This is a genomic window from Bacillus fungorum (assembly GCF_002746455.1).
Classification (GTDB): domain Bacteria; phylum Bacillota; class Bacilli; order Bacillales; family Bacillaceae_G; genus Bacillus_A; species Bacillus_A fungorum.
The window spans coordinates 26320-45018 of the sequence record NZ_NWUW01000024.1 but is presented as its reverse complement, the minus strand read 5'-3'; the positions used below and the strand labels follow the sequence as shown (position 1 = coordinate 45018).

General features: G+C 31.9%; 16 protein-coding genes, 5 pseudogenes and 1 other annotated feature. Of the genes and pseudogenes, 17 read left to right on the top strand and 4 right to left on the bottom strand.

The window, feature by feature from the left end:
• Nucleotides 1–14: 14 nt before the first annotated feature.
• Nucleotides 15–412 (top strand): annotated as a pseudogene (locus CO726_RS24220) (carboxypeptidase regulatory-like domain-containing protein).
• 31 nt (nucleotides 413–443) lie between these two features.
• Here the strand turns inward: CO726_RS24220 and CO726_RS24215 are convergent.
• Nucleotides 444–1588 (bottom strand): annotated as a pseudogene (locus CO726_RS24215) (4-hydroxyphenylacetate 3-hydroxylase C-terminal domain-containing protein); the annotation flags it as partial.
• A 582-nt stretch (nucleotides 1589–2170) separates the two neighbouring features.
• Between CO726_RS24215 and CO726_RS24210 the strand changes: the two are divergent.
• From CO726_RS24210 to CO726_RS24190, 5 genes are all read left to right on the top strand, one after another.
• On the top strand, nucleotides 2171–2371 hold the full coding sequence (locus CO726_RS24210) for a hypothetical protein (RefSeq protein WP_099685922.1): 201 nt from the start codon (nucleotides 2171–2173) through the stop codon (nucleotides 2369–2371).
• 157 nt (nucleotides 2372–2528) lie between these two features.
• Nucleotides 2529–3455 carry a zinc-dependent alcohol dehydrogenase gene (locus CO726_RS24205; protein ID WP_099685921.1) on the top strand — a complete coding sequence of 309 codons (927 nt, stop codon included), beginning with the start codon at nucleotides 2529–2531 and terminating at the stop codon, nucleotides 3453–3455.
• Between the two features lie 81 nt (nucleotides 3456–3536).
• The gene (locus CO726_RS24200; protein ID WP_099685920.1) at nucleotides 3537–4394 is read left to right on the top strand and encodes an NAD-dependent epimerase/dehydratase family protein; all 858 of its coding nucleotides are present in this window, start codon (nucleotides 3537–3539) and stop codon (nucleotides 4392–4394) included.
• Between the two features lie 55 nt (nucleotides 4395–4449).
• Nucleotides 4450–4947 carry a DUF421 domain-containing protein gene (locus CO726_RS24195; RefSeq protein WP_001021697.1) on the top strand — a complete coding sequence of 166 codons (498 nt, stop codon included), beginning with the start codon at nucleotides 4450–4452 and terminating at the stop codon, nucleotides 4945–4947.
• A 319-nt stretch (nucleotides 4948–5266) separates the two neighbouring features.
• On the top strand, nucleotides 5267–5899 hold the full coding sequence (locus CO726_RS24190) for a type 1 glutamine amidotransferase family protein (protein ID WP_001194773.1): 633 nt from the start codon (nucleotides 5267–5269) through the stop codon (nucleotides 5897–5899).
• A gap of 125 nt (nucleotides 5900–6024) precedes the next feature.
• On the opposite strand, the pseudogene CO726_RS24185 reads toward CO726_RS24190, so the two are convergent.
• Both CO726_RS24185 and CO726_RS24180 read right to left on the bottom strand, forming a co-directional pair.
• Nucleotides 6025–6726 (bottom strand): annotated as a pseudogene (locus tag CO726_RS24185) (class I SAM-dependent methyltransferase).
• Entirely contained in the window at nucleotides 6723–7625 is a 903-nt protein-coding gene (locus tag CO726_RS24180; RefSeq protein WP_099685919.1) for an SMP-30/gluconolactonase/LRE family protein, read from the bottom strand. Before CO726_RS24180 ends, CO726_RS24185 begins: the two are co-directional and overlap by 4 nt.
• A gap of 144 nt (nucleotides 7626–7769) precedes the next feature.
• Between CO726_RS24180 and CO726_RS24175 the strand changes: the two genes are divergently transcribed.
• The 11 genes and pseudogenes from CO726_RS24175 to CO726_RS24125 all read left to right on the top strand — a co-directional run bounded on the left by CO726_RS24175 (nucleotide 7770) and on the right by CO726_RS24125 (nucleotide 18163).
• A complete protein-coding gene (locus tag CO726_RS24175; protein WP_099685918.1) occupies nucleotides 7770–7985 on the top strand; it encodes a DUF2197 domain-containing protein in 216 nt (71 codons plus the stop codon).
• 26 nt (nucleotides 7986–8011) lie between these two features.
• Nucleotides 8012–8268, top strand: a binding site (T-box leader).
• Between the two features lie 82 nt (nucleotides 8269–8350).
• Nucleotides 8351–8755: pseudogene (lysS, locus tag CO726_RS24170) on the top strand (lysine--tRNA ligase); the annotation flags it as partial.
• Nucleotides 8749–9021: pseudogene (locus CO726_RS24165) on the top strand (acetamidase/formamidase family protein); the annotation flags it as partial. The pseudogenes lysS and CO726_RS24165, both read left to right, overlap by 7 nt.
• A gap of 126 nt (nucleotides 9022–9147) precedes the next feature.
• Nucleotides 9148–9855 carry a response regulator transcription factor gene (locus tag CO726_RS24160; protein WP_099685917.1) on the top strand — a complete coding sequence of 236 codons (708 nt, stop codon included), beginning with the start codon at nucleotides 9148–9150 and terminating at the stop codon, nucleotides 9853–9855.
• Nucleotides 9852–10835: a sensor histidine kinase gene (locus CO726_RS24155; RefSeq protein ID WP_099685916.1), complete on the top strand. Its 984-nt coding sequence runs from the start codon at nucleotides 9852–9854 to the stop codon at nucleotides 10833–10835. Before CO726_RS24160 ends, CO726_RS24155 begins: the two co-directional genes overlap by 4 nt.
• Nucleotides 10836–11277: 442 nt before the next feature.
• Nucleotides 11278–12906: a ribosomal protection-like ABC-F family protein gene (abc-f, locus tag CO726_RS24150; protein WP_099685940.1), complete on the top strand. Its 1629-nt coding sequence runs from the start codon at nucleotides 11278–11280 to the stop codon at nucleotides 12904–12906.
• Complete coding sequence (locus CO726_RS24145; protein WP_136699836.1) at nucleotides 12906–13511, top strand: GNAT family N-acetyltransferase; 606 nt, start codon at nucleotides 12906–12908, stop codon at nucleotides 13509–13511. The genes abc-f and CO726_RS24145 overlap by 1 nt, the downstream gene beginning before the upstream one ends.
• Nucleotides 13512–13937: 426 nt before the next feature.
• Nucleotides 13938–14432 (top strand): DUF3267 domain-containing protein, encoded by a 495-nt coding sequence (locus CO726_RS24140; protein WP_136699838.1) that lies wholly within the window; start codon nucleotides 13938–13940, stop codon nucleotides 14430–14432.
• A 314-nt stretch (nucleotides 14433–14746) separates the two neighbouring features.
• Nucleotides 14747–15517, top strand: a complete 771-nt coding sequence (locus CO726_RS24135) for an ABC transporter ATP-binding protein (RefSeq protein ID WP_099685914.1) — start codon at nucleotides 14747–14749, stop codon at nucleotides 15515–15517.
• Nucleotides 15492–17423 (top strand): FtsX-like permease family protein, encoded by a 1932-nt coding sequence (locus tag CO726_RS24130; protein ID WP_099685913.1) that lies wholly within the window; start codon nucleotides 15492–15494, stop codon nucleotides 17421–17423. Before CO726_RS24135 ends, CO726_RS24130 begins: the two co-directional genes overlap by 26 nt.
• A 68-nt stretch (nucleotides 17424–17491) precedes the next feature.
• Complete coding sequence (locus CO726_RS24125) at nucleotides 17492–18163, top strand: lipoprotein BA_5634 family protein (RefSeq protein WP_099685912.1); 672 nt, start codon at nucleotides 17492–17494, stop codon at nucleotides 18161–18163.
• Nucleotides 18164–18239: 76 nt separating this feature from the next.
• On the opposite strand, the gene CO726_RS24120 is transcribed toward CO726_RS24125, so the two are convergent.
• On the bottom strand, nucleotides 18240–18581 hold the full coding sequence (locus tag CO726_RS24120; protein WP_099685911.1) for a DUF3914 domain-containing protein: 342 nt from the start codon (nucleotides 18579–18581) through the stop codon (nucleotides 18240–18242).
• Nucleotides 18582–18699: the final 118 nt, after the last annotated feature.

The following is an 18699-nucleotide window of genomic DNA, read 5'->3' as shown; positions in this document are numbered from 1 at the left end:
AGGTTGGTTTGGTTTTGAGGCGCAAAATCATTCTCTTGTTTGTATGTAGCGCTATAGTAGTTGGTGCAATGATTGTGGTTAAATATAAAAAAAGAATCAATGCATAGCAGTTGCAAAGTATTCAAGAGGTATTATCGTAGATCAAAATAACGAACCTATATCTAATGTGAAAATTTATGAAGATACTATTAAAGGCAAGGAACGCAGTATTTCAAATGCAGAAGGTGAATTTGAAGTACTGCATGGTGTTTGTGGTGAGATTGTATTACAATTCGTTACTTCAGATGGGGAAACCTATATGAGGAAATATGATAGGAAGCATATACCAGAAGTTATAAAGCTGAATAAAATGAAACCATTACGGAGAAAAGTAGCAGTTGTGGCCGGAGCAACTGTGTATGTAAATGGATAACTATATAGAATTTTAAGAGCGCTCTTTTTCGTTAATGTAAATATTTACTTAGCATCTTTTTAAAATGATTTTTATCATAATTTACATATTGCGTAGCTGTATTTCGTATTGGATCTCCAGCATAAAATCTTTCATATAATTCGTGTCTAGATCTTAAGGGGCTTCCGATGATATCCCAGGCTAACTTAAATAATTTTGTGCGTTGTTCGGCATCTATATTCGTTCCTTTAAAGTATTTTTTCAATAAATCAGCTATCGGACTCTGGAAATCATTCGAGCTCGAAGGAAGTTGAATGAACTCACCTGCTCCAATTAATTGTAAAATTTCTATTGCACGTGGATAATATTTGGAACCAAGATTCCTTGCAGTTTCAATATATTTAAAGTTCGGCAAATAAGTTTTTGTTTCATTTGTAGTACCTTCAACTTCTGCAGCAATTAAAAGTGCGCGAATTGTTTCGATTTGCATAATTAATTCCCCAAGCTTCTCTTGAACATGTAAATAAGTAGTAGCACCAATCGCTTCAGCAATTTCACAAGCAATTGCAGTTATAAATTCTAGCTTTACTACTAATCGTACAATTGTTTGGTGATAAGCTAAACTACTAGAAGCTATATCTGACTTTATTGCCCATAACGCTTCAGGGTTGTTATATAGTAAGACACGTTCCCATGGTACAAATACATTATCAAAGATTAATAGTGCATCCATTTCATCGTACTGTGAGCTAAGAGGGGAATCAACTGTAATTGAATGTGTATTTGCAAATGGTTCTCTACAAACCATATGTAATCCAGGGGAATTGGCTGCGACAATGAGAAAGTGAGCTAAATCTTTTTGAGTATCAGTCAGTTTTGCTAATGGATAGATTAATAAATCATTTGAATAAGGAGAAGCAGTACCTATCATTTTCGCACCACTTAAATAAATTCCATCAGAAGTTTTCTTCGTAACTCTTAGTAATCCTAATTCGTTTGTATTCAACATAGATTCTGTAGATCGATTTATTTGTGGATCACGTTGGACTACGCTTAAAAACAAGTGGTTATCTCTCGCTTCTTCATAATAAGATGTAATTTTATCTGGAAACTGTGTATCAAATTTTTTGATACGCACCAGCCAGTAAGTCTCGATCTTGCGTAATCAGATAGTCTACTCATTACACCGTCTGTAGCATTATACATTTTATGTACAGTATCTTTTTTTACTGTGAAAATATTTCCCTCTGTAAACTCTTCAATCCGCTCACTATTATTTTCGTACATTATATTTTGTAGCGTACCATTGACTATTAGTATACATCCTACAGATATTCCGTGATCGTGCACAAAAGTCTTTGCTTTGCTGGGGAAATTTAATACTAAAATCTCTACAAATTCAGACTGATAGATAACGTTCCTTCCGTATTCAAGATTAACTGGTGAAGTAATAAAAGGAGATATTTTATGAAGTGAAATATTTAATGATTGAATAGCGTGTATTAAATTGACTGTATCGTAGTGACATAGGTTATTAAACGCCTTTCTTATGTTATGAATCAATTGCATGTACAACTTCCTCCTAAGCATTTGCAGTGAAAGAAAGTAACCTCCTATTATATCGTGTGTAGTTGATTACATAACATTGTATTGAAGAAATTCAAAAAGGGGACTGGTTTTAATTGGGTAATATCTGCTTTGGATGATATGGTGATTAATTCCATTTTTGTGGTATGCTTGAACTATAGCCTGTTTTCTATTGGAAAGGTGATGAAATAAATGGCAGTTCTTTTAGTGGAAAATCTATATCAAATGTCTATTGTTTTACTGATCTTATGTTCATTTTGTTTTTATAGATATTTAAAGAAAATAAAAAGGGAAAGAAAGCTTACAGGTTTTGAAATTACGATGTATATCGTGACGCAACTTGCGTATTTCGTTTGGGCGGCAACAACTTTTCTTAAAATGTTATCAGAATAGTAATCTTAAAGGATTAGACGCTGAACAGAAATGTACAGGAGCATTAACGGTATAAACGTGGGCAAGGCTAATTTATCTATTAGGTAAATAAATGTAGTCGATATCTAGGTGGATAACAATATTACTTATAACATCTTTATAAAAAGAGAGGATATAAATGGAACAATATAAGTTAATTTTAAAAGGGCCTAAACAACTTGAGTGGGAAACAAATGAAATTAAGGACATACAGGACGATGAAATTATCGTTAGAACAATCGCAGGAGCGATAAGCATTTGGGCCGAGTTACCACAGTATAATGGATCCGATGTTACGGAAACGAATCCTTTTTATCCAAGAAAAACTGGATATGAAAGTTATGGTGAAGTGATTCAAGTTGGTAATAAAGTAACACATGTAAACGTAGGTGATAAAGTAGTTTCTTTTTATGGACATGAAACGATAGGGATAGTTAAGGCGCATAAAGTAATTCGAGTGCCTAGTTCTATACAACCTAAAGTTGCTTTATTATCTATTCTTTCGTGTGATGCCGCTAAAGGAGTATTGAAACTAAACCCGCGACAGGATGAAAAAGTACTTATAACTGGAATGGGAGTTATTGGTTTGCTCGCTTGTTATTTCTTAAAATACCTTGTAGGCATTGAGCACGTGGATGTTGTTGAGCCTAATAAAAAGAGAGGAGGTTTTGCAAAGAAGTTTGGTGCGAAAAACATATATGATTCAGAAGAGAAAATAATAGAAACATATAATTATGGTTTCGAATGTTCTGCTACAAATAGTGGGTTCCATACTTTGCAAAAAGCTCTTAAAACTAATGGTGAAATATGTATACTGTCTGATGGTAATATAGAAGAACTAACATTAACTGCTAACTTTTATCAGAAAGAATTGCAACTCATTGGATCAAGTGACGGATACGATTATCAAAAGCATGCAGATTGGTTTTTTGAAGAAATAGGAAAAACACCATTTATAGAAGAGATCTTTCAACATGAAATACATTATACTTCACTCATAGAATGCTTTAATGAATTGAGTTTAGGGATAATTAAACCATTAAAAGTATATGTTTCATATGAATAACGAAAAAAATGAGAAAATATTTGTCACATACCTTACAAATGTTTCGTCACATTTATGATTACTAAATGAGGAGGAACATATATGAAAATATTTGTAGCAGGTGCAACTGGTGTAATAGGACGTTCTTTATTAACACTGTTAATAAAGAATGGGCATACGGTGTTTGCGATGATCCGTAATACTTCGCAAGTAGAAGCAATGAAAAAGGTTGGCGCCATACCAGTAATAGCTGATGTATTTAATAGAGAGGCTGTATTTTCTATATTAGAAGAAACAAATCCCGATGTAGTTATTCATCAATTAACGTCATTGTCATCATGGAATTTTGAGGATAATGCAAAAATTAGAACAAAAGGCACTCGTAACCTTGTCGATGCAGCTAAAAATGTAGGGGTACAGAAAATAATCGCTCAAAGTATTTCATGGGCGTATGAACCAGGGGATACATTTGCGACTGAAAAAGATTCACTACATATTACTGCTTCCATGCCCCGGCAGCTGACTATTAATGGCATATTAAAATTAGAAGAAGCTGTTTCTGAGTTGCCAGAAGCAGTTATACTTCGTTACGGTACGCTATATGGTCCAGGTACATGGTATGCGGAAAATGGATTAATTGCAAATCAAGTTCGTAATAATGAAATTATCGCATCAGACGGGATAAGCTCGTTTATACATGTCGAAGATGCCGCTAGGGCAACTATGTTAGCTCTTCATTGGCCTACAGGAACTGTAAATATTGTAGATGATTTTCCAGCAACTAGTAAAGAATGGTTACCAATATATGCAGCAGCGATAGGGGCAACTAAGCCTAAAGTTCAAGATGGGAAAAATAGTTGGGAAAGAGGAGCTTCAAATAATAAAGCACGTAAAGAGTATGGGTGGAAACCTTTATTTCCATCATGGTCTGAAGGGTTTAACAACTTAATAGGTAAGTAAAACACAACTTTAATGGGAATGATAGTAAAATACACCATTAAAGGATTGGGTTATTATGAATATAATTTGGGAAAGTATTATATTAACTTTTACTGGAATAATTGTCTTGAAAATGACAGGTAGTGCATCTGTCAGCCAAATGACAAGAGCTGAAATCATTATAGTTGTATCAATCGGCCGTATTATTGTAGAACCTGTATTAAGTAGAAAAGTAGTCCCATCTATATTTGCGGCCATCATATTTGCAAGCATACTACTTATTATTCATTTCTTTGAATTGAAATCAAAGAAGGTGGAACAATTTCTAAATGGAAGTAGCATTATAATTGTTGAAAACGGAGAGATTGTAAAAGAGAATTTGATGCAGGCAAAAATGTCGGAGCAACAACTATATATGCAATTAAGAGAAAAAGGGATCCATGATGTAAAGAGTTTACAGCAAGTTACAGCGGAACCGAATGGGCGTATTGGTTATCGATTAATAAAAGAAGCAGAACCAATAACTTTAGAAATGTTAGAAAAAGTATTAGATAGGTACAATATAAAAAGATAATTTCTCGTGAGAAAAAGCCAATTTTTTAACGATAAAATGTAAGAGAGAACTATAATTAAAAGTTATTAAGAATTATTAAAGATGTTTATATATTGATTATGCACAAATAAAAAGGACAAGCATATAATAGAAGTACCTATTAACTTTAAGTAACCTTAACTTTCTTTAATAGGATATCTCAAAATCCCCAAAAAGAGCACTTGCGGAAACAAGTGCTCTTTTATTTGGAATTTTAAACCATAAATATTGAATAAAATGTTAAACTGAAAAGAGCAATTTTTGTAATTAAAACTGTAGTATATGAATGGAGTGTTATTGAATGCAAACAAGAAAAGCCTATCTATATGTATTTGACACGATGTCGGATTGGGAGTACGGACATTTAATTGCTGAACTTAATACAGGGAGATATTTTAAAAAAGATGTAGCGCCTTTTAAAGTAGTCACAGTTGGAATAAATAAAGAAATGGTTATTTCAATGGGGGGCTTGAATATAAAGCCGGATATTTCCCTAGATGAATGTATCCTTGAGAGTAACGATCTATTAATTTTACCTGGAGGGAATACTTGGAGTGAAGAAATACATAAACCTATTTTGCAAAAAGTTGATGAGGCTTTAAAACTTGGTACAATTGTGGCTGCCATTTGCGGTGCAACTATAGGTCTTGCAAATTACGGTTACTTGGATTCTATAAATCACACAAGCAATAGTTTAGAGTATATGAAAATGGTTTGTCCTACTTATAAAGGAGAAAATTTTTATAAAGAGGGACCTGTATCATCCAGTGAAAACTTTATTACCGCATCGGGTGTAGCTCCTCTAGAATTTGCCATGGAGGTATTGAGAAAATTAGATGTATTTGCGCCGGATACACTTCATTCATGGTATAAATTGAATGAGACTCATGAAGCGGAATATTTCTTCCAGTTAATGAATTCAATTAATAGCTGATTAGTATTTCGAATGAAAATTATATTTTAGATGATACGAAAACTAATAACGAAATAATATTATGAAGATAAAAGGTAAGGGTGTTCCTATGAATATATGAGAAAATATCCTTACCTTTTATAGTATTATTTCTGAAAGGCAAAAGTAATAGCATTTGTTTTTAATTGAATGTGTCTTTCGTTACGAACTATATTATAAGCTAATTCTTTTATTTCAACTTTTACTTCTTTCCATCCTTTATAAATACTTTTTAATAGATGTATCATTTCATCAGTTGGGAGATTAATTTCAATTAAAGCTTCTAATTCTTCATTCGTTTTTAAAACAATTTCTTGTATGTTAGAGTTAATAATTAAACAATTAATACCGCCGTTTTTTGTCCCTTGTTTCATAGAATGGAGCACTTTTTTAAAATCTTCTTTTGATTTAACATGCTCTAAACTTGATACTGCAACGATATAATCATAAGCGTTAGAGTCAATATGATAGTTTTCAATTTCTGCTTGTTCTGTTTTTATAACCTCGAATACATCATGTTCTTTACTATAAATTTTTAGCTTTGTTAAAGCGGAATCAAGTAAATCAACACATGTAACAGTGCCATTATAATTTTTTATTATTTGTGCAATTGGAATGCTATTTCTACCGACGCCAGATCCAAGGTCAAGTACTTGTAATTTGTTTTGCCCTTCAAAGTAGTTCATTAAGTCCATAACTGTTTTAACCGGTTTATAAAGCCAAGAGCCAGCTTCAAACAATTTATATTGTTCATAGCAAAGATCGTGCTATTTCTTTTCTTCTTGTCTTATGTAATCGATACGGTTCATATTGTTTCAGTTCCAATATTTTTATTACAAAATGAATAGGTGGGGCAGCCTTTAATATTTGTTTGAATTCGAAAAATACCACCAGCATGTGGATACTCTTTTAATTCGTCATCAGTCATTCTTGTTCTGGCTGTGGTGATATATAAATCTGTTAAATTAGGTCCTCCAAATGTACATGATGTTACATATAACGCAGGAATTGGAATGCTTAATATTTGTTCTCCAGTAGATGGATTCCATCTAGTTATTTTTGAACCTCCCCAATGTGCAATCCATAAACAACCTTCTTCGTCAATTGTCATACCATCAGGTAGACCATCATTTTCAGAGAAAATGATTACATCACTTGGATTATGAATTTCTCCAGTACGTATATTATATTGATAGCGAACCACTTTTTTAGTAGGTGTATCTATAAAGTAAAAGTATGTATGATCAGGTGACCAAGCAATTCCATTTGATGTATTTACATGTGAAACTTTTTTCTCTACACTTAAATTATGATGTAAACAATACAAGGAACCTACAGCATTCATACCGTATGTATCTGTAGAACCTGCCCAGAAACGACCAGTTGGATCACATTTTCCATCATTGAAACGATTTTCTATTAAATGTGGTTTAGGGTCAAAAATATGTGTCAGTTTTTCTGTATTTACATTAATAGAATAAAAGCCTTTTTCCATAGCTAAGAGTAGTACATCCTCTAAATATGGAACAACACAGCCAATTGGTTGATTGAGTGCAATTACTCGGTTCGTATTAGCGGTAGGATTGTATATGCATAATTTTCTCTCCATAATATCAACCCAATATAAAAGTTGCTTTTTTTCATTCCAACATGGTCCTTCAGCTAAACTTGCTTTAGCATCTAAAACTAATTCTATATCACTGAACAAGATGTTCACCTCGCGTTATAAGATATTAATATAATTCGATAAGAATAGAGGTAAACCTTTTAGTCAGAGGATATTAAGATTTATACTGTAGAAAAATGACCTTCTCACAAGTGATTAAAAAAGTGTATAAACAAGGAGAGGAAAATGCATATGATGTTTTACGAAATTGTTTGCTTTTCTTGTAAAAATATATTTCTTGTTTACGAAGGTAGTGAAAAATATAAGCGATTTAAAGAAAAACCAAAAGGGGTATATTGTTGTGATGAGTGTAGTCACAAAATTCAATTAGAAGCGATAAAGAATTTTTTAGGTAATTTTACGATCTCAATTCGAAAATGTTTGACAATAAAAGTATTATAAATTATCATATTAAAAAACTAATATTTAACATGGCATGGAAGAGAAGAGTAGTTAAGAAAGAATACGTACAGAGAGCTCTGGTAGCTGAGAAAGAGCGGTATACATCTTAACGAAAAAAGACTTGGAGCTGCGCAAGGAACTAATTTATTTAGGGATGGTGCGACGGGTTCTCCCGTTATAGAGATAGGGTATAAGCATATTTTGCCGTACCTGAAGAGGTTAATATGGTGACATATTAACAAACTGAGGTGGTACCGCGAAGCTAACAACTCTCGTCCTCAAGATGAATAATCTTGGGGGTGGGAGTTTTTTTATTGCATAAAACTGAGAATACGAAAACAAAAAATAATTGAGGTGAGCAATAAATGCATTGGGCGTATGAAGTAGCACATGAATTAATTAGGAAACATCCAAATAAAGAAACGTTTGTTTGTGCATCTGGAATTAGTCCTTCAGGTTCTGTTCATATTGGGAACTTTCGTGAAATCGTAACGACTTATTTCGTAGTAAGAGCACTTCAAGGTTTAGGGAAAAAGACTCGTTTTATATTTTCGTGGGATGATTATGATCGATTTAGAAAAGTTCCAAAAAATATTGATCCATCTTTTGCAAAGTATATTGGTATGCCATACTGTGATATTCCAGATCCGTATGGATGTCATAACTCGTATGCGGAGCATTTTGAAAAAGAGTTTGAAACATCGCTTCAAGCATTTGGAATTGAAGTAGAATTTATTTATCAACATGATGGATATAGAAGTGACCACTACCAATGGCTATCCAAAAAGAAAAAATAATGACAATTGCTTCAGAGAAATTGTTAGATGATGCAGTGAATCGCGCTGTACGTAATATGGTGACATTTTTACATGAGGAAGTAGAAATGTCTAAAGCTGAGGCCACTCTTTTATTATCAGCTGCAGGCAATTTAAAAGTTTGCCAAGTTGTGGATCCGCTGAAGACTGCTCGAATGGAACTAGGAATGGATTATGTGGAGAAACTAGGATTTACTTTTAGTAAATTTCATATTAAATAGATAAGGGACGAAAAAGGGTACTTTTGTATAAAAGCATCCTTTTTTAATTTACGGATTTTGTGAAAAGAGGTAGTATTTATTTTATATAAGTATATTTGAGATTGTGGATTAAAAAGGAGTTCAATAATGGTCAAAATTATGATTGTAGAAGACGATATGAAAATTGCAGAACTATTATCAACACATGTTGCGAAATATGGTTATCAAGGAATTATTGTATCGGATTTTCAAAATGTATTAAATGTTTTTTTAGAAGAACAACCAGAGTTAGTTTTATTAGATATTAATTTACCGAGTTTTGATGGGTACTATTGGTGTCGTCAAATTCGCGGAGTTTCTACATGTCCAATATTATTTATTTCAGCCCGTGAAGGTACGATGGATCAAGTTATGGCGCTAGAAAACGGTGGCGATGATTTCATTTCAAAGCCATTCCATTACGAAGTTGTAATGGCTAAAATTCGAAGTTATTTAAGGCGTGCATATGGAGATTATGCACCGAAACTAGAAGAGCGAATGATTGAACAACAAGGCCTTTGTTTATATCCTGAAAGACTTGTATTGAAACTTAGAAACGAAGAGATTGATATAACGAGAAACGAAGCTATTTTATTAGAGACATTAATGAAAAATTATCCGCGTGTTGTGAGTAGGGAAGTGTTGTTAAATAAATTATGGGATAGCGAATCTTATGTTGATGATAATACATTAAGTGTAAATACAACACGTGTGCGTAAAAAGTTACAAACGTTACATATAGAAGGTGCGATTGAAACGATTCGTAGTGTTGGATATAGATTGCATATTACTTGGGATACTGGTATGGAAAAATGATAAGGTTGTTTATACGTGATCATATACCACTTATTTGCTTTACTATAATTCAACTACTAGCTATATTTCTCGTATATTGGTTTGATGGGCATAATCATATTACAACGGCGTTATATGCAATGTTTCTAGGGGCTTTCTTTATGGGAAGTTATTTAGTGTTTCGTTATTTTACACATCGTTCTTTTTATGAGCGCTTAGCAAACCCGATGCAATCTTTGGATGAATCTGTTCAAAAATCTGATTTTGCAGCTGTATCTGCTGCTCTTCAAGAATTGCTTGAGGTGCAATATAGGCATTATCAAAATCAGCTGCAAATGCAAGAGAGAAAAAATAATGACCATTTAACTTTTATGAATCAGTGGATCCATCAAATGAAAACACCTTTATCTGTAATAGAATTAATTACACAGGATGAAGTAGATTCACGTTTTGAAAGTATAAATGAGGAAACTGATCGATTAAAAAAGGGATTAGAAATGGCTCTGTATGTCGCGCGTTTAGAAGCGTTTACACAGGACTTTTATGTAGAAAGGGTACAACTACATAAAATAGTGAATGATTCGGTACATGAACATAAACGTTTCTTTATCCGGAATTTTGTATATCCAGAGCTTGAAATTGATAAAGGCATTACTGTAGAAAGTGATGCGAAATGGTTACAATTTTTAATCGGACAAATACTATCGAATGCGATTAAATATTCATCAGGTAGTAGAGAAAAGATTAAAGTGAAAGCTTGTAAGGAAGATAATACCGTTATACTTGAAATTGCTGATAATGGCGTAGGTATACCGAAGCAAGATTTACCAAGAGTCTTCAAACCTTTCTTTACAGGAGAAAACGGTAGAGGTTTTAAAGAATCAACAGGAATGGGGCTATATCTTGTATATGAAATTACAAAACAATTAGGTCATAGTGTAGAGATTCATTCAGAAGTTGATAAAGGTACGGCAGTACGAGTAATATTTTTTAATGTGTAAAAATTGATCAAGGCTAAAGAACTTTGGAGATAAGTTTTTTAGCCTTGTTTTGTATTTTTTTTAAAGTTTTCATATGAATAAACGATACAAATTAGTAAAAATTAAAGATATGAGCACATGAAATTGTAGAAATGAAAAATAATTGTTTTTGTAGTACAAATAATAATATTTACGCATACAGTATTATCATGGTACAATATGGTTATTAATGACGGAAAGGAATGATGGGTGGACGATGATTAACTAATCTTATTTTTAAATGTTGAAATTCAATAAATTTCAATTTCTAAAAAATAGGATTAGTCTGCCCAATTCCAAACAACGGTATTGCTATTTGCTTTATATAATAGCTTATTTGGGTATAAATAATGTAATGACTAATCCTGCCAAAATTACTTTGGGAGGATTTTTTTGTTCTCCTTTAATGAAAGGGATCGGTAATATGAAAGGAATTTTAAAATTAAATGATGTTTATGTTGAAATAAAGGAAAATACTTTGTTAGAAAAAATGAATGTAGCAGTGAAACAAGGGGATGTTATCGGATTAATTGGTAAAAATGGTGCTGGTAAATCAACGTTACTTCAATTAATAAATGGAAAGATTGAGCCTTCGAAAGGGATTGTTGAATGGCAGCAAACGAATATGACAACCGCATATGTTGAGCAAGAAATAGAATCTTTTATTAGTAATGATGTAATTGCAAAAGAAGCAGAACTTCTTGCGAAATGGGGCGTGCCAACGAACGATTTTCATACTTTAAGTGGTGGTGAAAAGCTGAAAATTCGATTAGCAAAAGGATTTGCTGAAAATCCTAATGTCTTAATATTAGACGAACCGACAAATCATTTAGATGAGATCAGTACGGGATTTCTCATTAAACAAATAAAAAACATGAAAGGTACAGTTATCGTTGTATCACATGATCGATATTTTTTAGATGTTGTCGCAACAAAAATATGGTCAATTGAGGACAAAAAATTAATTGAGCATAGTGGTAATTATACGAGCTACATGAAAGCACGTGAGCAAAAAAGAAAGTCGCAGCAGCGTGAATATGAAAAGCAGCAAAAAAAGATAGAACAGGTAGAAACTCATATAAAAGAATTAAGTTCATGGTCACAAAAGGCACATGCGCAGTCTACAAAACAAGAAGGAGTTAAAGAATTTTATCGTGTAAAAGCGAAGCGCATGGATGCACAAGTGAAGTCAAAACGAAAACGGCTTGAAAAAGAGCTAGAGAAAACGAAGGTAGAACGTGTAAAAGAGGAATATTCAGTTGAATTCTCTATTCAAGCGAGTAAAAAAGTAGGAAAACGCTTTTTAGAAGTAAAGCAATTAAAAAAAGAATTTCATGGGAAAACATTATTTGAGAACGTTAATTTTACAATTCAACACGGTGAGAAGGTTGCGATCGTTGGACCAAATGGTAGCGGGAAAACAACATTACTGAAGATGATTATGGGAGCGGAAACTGCTGAAGGAGAAATATGGATTTCACCTTCAGCAAACATCGGTTATTTAACACAAGAAGTATTTGATTTACCACTTGATAAAACACCAGAAGATTTATTTTTTAAAGAGACGTTTGAAGAAAGAGGAAAAGTCCAAAATTTAATGAAACATTTAGGATTCCAAGCGTCTCAATGGAAAGAGCCGATTGAGCATATGAGTATGGGAGAAAGAGTAAAGTGTAAGCTAATGGCTTATATTTTAGATGAAAAAGATGTACTCATTTTAGACGAACCGACGAATCACTTGGATCTACCTTCACGTGAACAGCTTGAAAATACATTAGCTGAGTATAATGGAACGCTTGTTATCGTTTCTCACGATCGATATTTTCTAGAGAAAACAACTAATACAAAACTCGTGTTTTTAAACAATACGATACAAAAGCAGCTAGAAGAACCGACTAAATCAAGAGATGAAATTGAAGAGTTACGTTTAACGTTAGAAACAGAGAGACAAGAAGTATTAGGTAAGTTAAGCTTTTTAACTTCTAAAGACAAAGAATATAAAGCACTGGATGAACGGTTTATGGAACTTACGAAGCAGATTAAGGAGCTTTAATGATTAACATGGGGGGAGAAGAGAGTTTGCCTAATTTATTTAGAATCGATTGTGGAGATATATACCTGCAAGAGTTTACGATTAAAGATGCAGAGAGTATTTATAACATATCCAATCAACCGGAAATAGAAAAGTTTTTACCAGACTGGAAATCAACGAAAGAACAAAGGGTTAATTGGGTTTTAAATTATGAAATACCAGAAAATAAAGCGTTTCTTCATGCAGTGAGAACTACGACTAACATAGATGATCACATATTAAGACTAGGAATATTTAAGAAAACCACAAATGAATTTATTGGATGGTGCTGCACAGGTATGAAAGATGAACTCCCTGCACCGAACAGAGAAATTATGTATGCTATTTCAAGTGAATATCATAATAATGGTTATGCAACGAAAGCAACTAAAGGACTGATTAACTATTTGTTTGAAAAAACGAATGTAGATGTCTTTAACGCAATTACTTTAATTAACAATGTGGCATCAAATAAAGTTATTGAAAAATGCGGGTTTACCTATAAGAACCAACTGAATATAGAAAATCAATTATATAACTATTATATATTGAGTAAATCGGAGTGGATAAAAAATATAGCTCTTTAACAAGTGCTAAAATGTAATGAAATTATTAAAAAGCTTAGAGTGAAAATTCTAAGCTTTTTTACAATCAAATGTACCAGTTAACCATATTGAAGAGTAACTTCATGATGAAGTTGCTTTTCACCAAAAACAGATGCATCAAGTTGTACATGAAGCATGTTATAAATATTATATCTGAAAAGGTGATTGGAAATTTTTGTAGAATGTATGTATCTATGAAAACACTAATTTCTTACTCAAATCATCTTACAAATGAATCATTTTAAGTTTTAGTAGAAGAATGCACGGCAAAAGTGAAGGTGAGTGAAGATTTGCATTTAAAATTAACGGTTGAATGTTAGTGGATTAAATGTTTTAAAATATGAAATAGTTTAAATGAGGGAGGAAAGGCGTATTATTATTTGGTTTCGTCACTTACCACAGATAAGTATGGATTTGTCAGAATGGACTCCTTTTATACAGAATAATTGGCACCGCAACCATTATATGAAGCTCGTATATGTACTTCAAATCATCATTTTTCTAATACCGTATTACTTTGGAGCAGATTTCACCCACATTAATATATTTTATCTCATCATCATAGGCATTTGGGCCTTTATTATTCATGAATTTCTACACGTTATTGTTATAAACAAAAAAGGTGATATTAGCTTAACGTGTAGTGGAATATTTTTTTGGTTAAATACAAATGCAATCCTATCCAAAACGAGATTTTGGGTCTTTATGAGTTTGCCTATTATTGTATTATCGATCGTCCCTGCCATTATATCGTTCTATATATCAGGAAATATTAAGTCAATCATTTTATTTGTATGTTGGATAAACGCAATAATTTCCGCTTCAGATATCTACAATTCATTTTTAATTGCGATTAAACCGAAGAACTCAATTTTTTGTAGAGGTTATTATAAAGTGAAATAGTATTAAAAGAGTAACTCAAAAACATATCAGCTAAAGGCAATAGTTATAAATATAACTTTGGGAAGTAAAAGATCGATAAAGTAATCGGTCTTTTTTCATTTATATAATAAAGTATTGATATACATTGTATTTTCTACCACTATACAATTATTATAAGATAGTTATGCGTTAATTTTAGTTTGAAAATAGTTATATTGTCAGTTTTTTTAGAAATCTTACAAGCGTGTAAGATAAATGAAAGATGAATCAATATGAGCTGTTTGACAATTCATTTACACTTTATAGTGAGCAGTGCAAATGAAGGGAGAATATACATGGAAATTTTACATGCAAAAAGTATTAGTAAAGTATATAAAGGAAAAGTACCTTATAAAGCATTAGTTGATATTGATTTATCAATTCAAGAAGGTGAATTTGTAGGGATTATGGGGCCATCTGGTAGTGGGAAAACAACGTTATTAAATATGGTATCTACTATTGATTCCCCGTCATCGGGAGAAATTTTAATAAATGGCACAAATCCTTTCCAATTATCATCAGAAGATTTAGCGTTATTCCGCAGAAAACAATTAGGATTTGTTTTTCAATCCTTTAATCTTCTTAGTACACTTACTGTAAAAGAAAACATCGTATTACCGATGACTTTAGATGGTGTTTCTGTGCAAGAAATGAACAAACGAGTGGAAGAGATTACTGAGAAATTAAATATTACAGATATACTAAGTAAAAGAACGTTTGAAATATCAGGGGGACAAGCTCAAAGAACAGCAATCGCTCGTGCGATAGTTCATAAGCCGCAATTATTACTTGCAGATGAGCCTACAGGAAACTTAGATTCTAAATCTTCAAATGATGTAATGGAGATGCTAGATACGCTTAATAAAGAAGAAAAAGCAACGATGATGTTAGTTACTCATGATCCGTATGCCGCGAGTTTTTGCAGCCGAGTAATATTTATTAAAGATGGTCAACTATATAATGAAATTTATTGTGGTGAAAGTAGGCAAGCTTTTTATCAAAAGATTATAGATGTCCTTTCTTTGTTAGGAGGGAAAAGGTATGACTTTTCGTCAGTTCGCATTTAATAATATTTTTCGCAATAAGCGTACATATGCAGCTCATTTTTTGAGTAGTGCATTTTCTATTATGATTTTCTTTACGTATGCTCTTTTATTATTTCACCCTGATTTACAAGGGGAATTAAAATCGACAAGTGCAACAATAAGTGCATTGAGTACAATGGGATTTACAATTTCGCAAGGTTTGATTTTTATATTTTCATTTTTCTTCATTCTATATTCAGTCAGTTCATTTTTAAAGACGCGTAAGAAAGAATTTGGCATATTAATGATGCAAGGTATGTCAATGAGACAACTTAAGAAGTTATTGTTAATTGAAAATATGTTAATTGGACTTGGTTCAATTTGTATAGGGATTTTCATTGGACTGATATTTTCTAAACTAGTCTTATTAATAAGCGCAAGTGTATTAATGATTAATAATGGTTTACCTTTTTATATACCAGTGCAGGCTATAATATTAACAGTTATCACATTTCTTTTCTTGTTTTTAATCGTTTCACTTTTTACATTTAAAATGGTGAAAGTAACAGAACTTGTGGAACTTATTCAAGCAGAGGAAAAGCCAAAACCTGAACCGAAATCTTCAATTTTATTATCACTACTTTCTTTAATTTTTATAGGAAGTGGGTATTTTTCAGTATTTCATTTTATTTCAAGTCATAGTTTTTTTACACTTGGAATGGGTGTACTACTAGTAATTATAGGAACGTACTTTTTATATACACAGTGTAGCGTTTATATATTGTACCTTGCTAAAAGGAGAGAAACTTTCTTTTTAAAGAGAACAAATATATTAACATTTTCAGAATTAATTTATCGTATGAAGGATAATGCAACGATGTTTTTCGTTGTATCTATTATTACAGCAGTTGCTTTTACAGCAATTGGTACAACAGCCGCTCTTGGAAATAAAGAATTGGTAAGGATGACGAATCCGTATACATTTCTGTATACAGGTTCTGAAAAAGATCAAACGGTGGATAAACATCTCTCTATTATAAAAAAACACCTTTCTGATGCGAATATTCCATATCAGATGGCTTCATCTTCAATTATATATACAGAAAGTAATGTATATATAATTAAGTTAAGTGAATATAATGAGCTAGCGAGAGCGCTCGGATATCAACAAGAAACAATTGAAAAAGAGGATGAAATTTTATTAATACCTGGCATGGTATCACAAAAACAAGAATTTAAAAATGGGGATTATAAAAAGAAAATTGAAGTTATTCAGGGCGAATGGAAAAAGACATTTCATGTGAAAAAATCTGTAGAAAATTTAGTTTTACCACATGATACTATAGGTATTTTTATTGCAGTTCAAGATCATGTGTATGATGGTATTCCTTTTAATAGTAATCAAGATGATATAGTTGTTCAACATCGTACGTACGGATTTGTTGTTGATGACTGGATAAAGACGAAAGAAATTTCAAATCAATTAAATGATATATTCGCTGAAGATGCTAGAGAAGGTAATTTCTATTTTCAAGCTTTAACATTAAATTTGTTAGAAGCAAAGCAAACAAATGGATTATTACTTATGGCAAGTGTTTTAGTAGGAATCGTCTTTTTTACATTCGCCGCTAGTTTTATTTATTTTAGATTATATACAGATTTGGATCGCGATCAACAGCAATATAAAATGATTTCAAAAATGGGGTTAAGTAAACGAGAATTAAAAAAAGTTGTAACGAGACAGTTAGTATTAATGTTCTTCTTACCAATTATTGTTGCAGTAATTCATACTGTAGTTGCTTATATGGCATTACAACAATTAGTAGACTTTTCTATTTTAAATAGTTCTATCGTTATTTTAATTTCATTTATATGTATACAAGTTTTATATTTCTATATAACCCGTTGGCGTTACCTGCAAAAGCTTTATAAGGTTATGGAGCAATAAAGTATAGTCGCTTGTAAGACTATACAAAAGTACGTGAAAAAATGAACTGTATGATGAAAGGAAACGAGATGAAAAGAACTTTAACTATTTTTATTTTAACGATAGTATTTTTAATAAGTTTTAGTGCATGCACTAAAAAGGAAAATCCATTTCCTGCAAACGGTTTATTAATCATTGGAGATGAAAATAAAATTTCACCAATTATTAATCGTTATCAGGAAATTACGAAAAAAAATGAAGTGTTTTCTGTGAAAAAAGGTAAAGTTGGAAATGGACAAGTATTAATTTTAAATGAATCTACTGCACAAGCATTAATTAAAGCAAAAGTTTTTCGTAAACGAGATAATGGCTCCAATTTTATACCTATAAATACGTTACCGCAGCTCCCAAAAGAGGGTTCGTTACTGTTTGCACAAGAAGACGAAAAGAATTTGAAAAGTATTGAATTAGAAGGAAAAGAGATTTCTGTTAAATATGATAGTGATGCTTGGATAGGTAATACTCGTGCATATCCAACGCAATGGCATGTAATAGTATCAAAAAATAGTGTGTATAAAGAAATAAAGGCAAATGAAACGAAAATGCACCTTCTTCATTTGAAAAAATCTCTAGGTGACGAAAAGCCTAAAATGTCGACAGATAATATATTGGTTAATGAAAATGTTAAAGCAAAAAAGCTAATTAAAGGTTTGGAAGAAGAAGTATCTTTTCAGTTTGTAACGATTGGAGAAACATCTTAAAAAAGAGTTCGAAGCTGATGGGAATTTTATCAACTTCGAACTCTTTTTAGTTTATAGATCAATCAAATATTATGCTTTACATAACTTCATTTAATCGAGTCTCACTCGTTTCCTCAATCGCATTTGAATTTTGAACTGAATTATTTTGGGCTTCTTTTTCTTTACGAGCCTTTTGTAGCATTTCAAGGATGATCCATAAAGGAACACCTTTATCCTTTAACATCTTCCATAAATCTAATTCATTAAATTTATGCTCAGGCTGTTTCATTTCTTTTTTAGATGAACGAATGTCGAACTTGATAGGATCATTTACTTTCTTACCTTCAAGTTTAGTAGAAGAGATAGTATTATGCTCAAGAGTAGATGGAGTTATTTTAGTAGGTTGAGATAATGTATGAATGTTTGATCCGATTTGCATGCTTTTTCCTCCTCTTTAAGTAATGAATTTAGTTTTCTTATGATTTTTAAAACCATTTAACATGAGGAAACTAAATTTAATTATAAATTCGAATAATCAGATTTAAAAGTTTTATTGT

Bases quoted from the DNA above. Each gene is read 5' to 3' on its own strand.
- CO726_RS24210 (WP_099685922.1), top strand. From the start codon at position 2,171: ATGGCAGTTCTTTTAGTGGAAAATCTATATCAAATGTCTATTGTTTTA.
- CO726_RS24205 (WP_099685921.1), top strand. From the start codon at position 2,529: ATGGAACAATATAAGTTAATTTTAAAAGGGCCTAAACAACTTGAGTGG.
- CO726_RS24200 (WP_099685920.1), top strand. From the start codon at position 3,537: ATGAAAATATTTGTAGCAGGTGCAACTGGTGTAATAGGACGTTCTTTA.
- CO726_RS24195 (WP_001021697.1), top strand. From the start codon at position 4,450: ATGAATATAATTTGGGAAAGTATTATATTAACTTTTACTGGAATAATT.
- CO726_RS24190 (WP_001194773.1), top strand. From the start codon at position 5,267: ATGCAAACAAGAAAAGCCTATCTATATGTATTTGACACGATGTCGGAT.
- CO726_RS24175 (WP_099685918.1), top strand. From the start codon at position 7,770: ATGCATATGATGTTTTACGAAATTGTTTGCTTTTCTTGTAAAAATATA.
- CO726_RS24160 (WP_099685917.1), top strand. From the start codon at position 9,148: ATGGTCAAAATTATGATTGTAGAAGACGATATGAAAATTGCAGAACTA.
- CO726_RS24155 (WP_099685916.1), top strand. From the start codon at position 9,852: ATGATAAGGTTGTTTATACGTGATCATATACCACTTATTTGCTTTACT.
- abc-f (WP_099685940.1), top strand. From the start codon at position 11,278: ATGAAAGGAATTTTAAAATTAAATGATGTTTATGTTGAAATAAAGGAA.
- CO726_RS24145 (WP_136699836.1), top strand. From the start codon at position 12,906: ATGATTAACATGGGGGGAGAAGAGAGTTTGCCTAATTTATTTAGAATC.
- CO726_RS24140 (WP_136699838.1), top strand. From the start codon at position 13,938: ATGGATTTGTCAGAATGGACTCCTTTTATACAGAATAATTGGCACCGC.
- CO726_RS24135 (WP_099685914.1), top strand. From the start codon at position 14,747: ATGGAAATTTTACATGCAAAAAGTATTAGTAAAGTATATAAAGGAAAA.
- CO726_RS24130 (WP_099685913.1), top strand. From the start codon at position 15,492: ATGACTTTTCGTCAGTTCGCATTTAATAATATTTTTCGCAATAAGCGT.
- CO726_RS24125 (WP_099685912.1), top strand. From the start codon at position 17,492: ATGAAAAGAACTTTAACTATTTTTATTTTAACGATAGTATTTTTAATA.
- CO726_RS24120 (WP_099685911.1), bottom strand. From the start codon at position 18,581: ATGCAAATCGGATCAAACATTCATACATTATCTCAACCTACTAAAATA.